Source organism: Pseudomonas sp. 18173 (genome assembly GCF_050432945.1).
GTDB lineage: Bacteria > Pseudomonadota > Gammaproteobacteria > Pseudomonadales > Pseudomonadaceae > Aquipseudomonas.
The window spans coordinates 1-1,602 of sequence record NZ_JBKFTN010000066.1; the positions used below are offsets into that span (position 1 = coordinate 1).

The window sequence follows — 1,602 nt, forward strand, 5'->3', positions numbered from 1 at the left end:
CCTGCTGCAGCACGAATTTATCGACTACTGGAGCCGCCCGGTCTATCGCGAATGGCTGCACATGGCGATTGCCAGCGGGGTGATCAAAGTGCCGGTCGACGTCGATCCGGACACCGTGTTTGGCGCGATCTACCAAGGACCGGTGATGCCTTGGATCAACCCAATCCATGAGGCCAATGCCTGGAAAATTCTGGTCGAGGCCGGCTTTTCCGATGAATCGGAAGTGGCGCGGGCGCGGCAGCGCAATCCGCAGGAGCTCAAGCGTTCCCGGGCTTCGGAAATCAAAACCAACCGGGAACAGGGACTGGTCTTCAGTTCGGACTTCTATCACGAGATCTATGGAAAAACGCAAACCGATGAACAGCCAAAAAAACCTGTCGCTGATGAGGCCGAGGGCCTCGATAAGCCAGACGAATAAGCCCGGCGAAAGCTGGTACTCGCTCCGTGCGGCACAGCAGCGCGGGGTGGTCGAGGTGATGCTGTACGACGAGATCGGCGCCTGGGGCATCACCGCCAAGCAGTTCGCCCGCGATCTGGCCGCCCTGGGTGACGTGTCACAGATCAACCTGCACATCCACTCGCCGGGTGGCGACGTGTTTGAAGGGACCACCATGTACAACCTGCTGCGCGGCCATTCGGCGCGAGTGGTGGTGTACATCGACGGTCTCGCTGCTTCGATGGCCAGCGTGATTGCCATGGCCGGCGATGAAATCAACATGCCGGCCAACGCCATGATGATGATTCACAAGCCGTGGGGTGGGCAGGTGGGTGATGCCGACGCCATGCGCGAGTACGCCGACCTACTCGACAAGGTCGAGAGCACGCTGATTCAGGCGTATTCGCGTAAGTCGGGCAAGGCGATCGAGGACATACAGGCGCTGCTCAAGGCTGAAACCTGGATGGATGGCAACGAAGCGGTGGCGGCCGGTTTCGCTGACAGGGTGCTTGACCCGTTCAAGGCGGCCGCCCAACTCACATCAAAACGCATGCAGGAGTTCACCAACATGCCTACTTCGGCACAAAATCTGTTCAATCCGCGAGCATCCGCTCCAACCCCAGCACCGGCTCCAACCCCAGCTCCGACTCCAACGCCTGCACCGGCTGTCGAATCGGCGCCGGTTGCGCTGACCTTGGATCAGATGCGCGCCCAGGTCATGGCAGCGGATGGTGCTCGCCGTTCGGCGATCAATGCCGCGTTCTGTGGCTCGCTGGTCACCAGCCACACCGAGCTACTCAACACCTGCCTCAATGACCTGAGCTGCACGGCCGAGATGGCGCGGGAAAAACTGCTGGATGCGCTGGGCTCGATCACCACCCCAACGGGTGGACCTCACCACCATGGCCACATTAGCAATGGCAACTTAGTCGGCGATTCGGTGCGCGCNACTCAACACCTGCCTCAATGACCTGAGCTGCACGGCCGAGATGGCGCGGGAAAAACTGCTGGATGCGCTGGGCTCGATCACCACCCCAACGGGTGGACCTCACCACCATGGCCACATTAGCAATGGCAACTTAGTCGGCGATTCGGTGCGCGCCTCGCTGGCCGGTCGTTTGGGCCAGGCGGAAAACCAGAAAGACAACGCCTATAACCACATGAGC

The 1,602-nt window shown here is 60.6% G+C and carries 1 protein-coding gene and 1 pseudogene; both read left to right on the top strand.

Translation table 11 applies throughout. The annotated features are described in order from the left end of the window. Nucleotides 1-418, top strand: a pseudogene (locus ACLD1X_RS29045) (phage portal protein); the annotation flags it as partial. A 58-nt stretch (nt 419-476) separates the two neighbouring features. Continuing rightward, nucleotides 477-1,406, top strand: a complete 930-nt coding sequence (locus ACLD1X_RS29050; protein WP_429373717.1) for a head maturation protease, ClpP-related — start codon at nt 477-479, stop codon at nt 1,404-1,406. Nucleotides 1,407-1,602 lie beyond the last annotated feature (196 nt).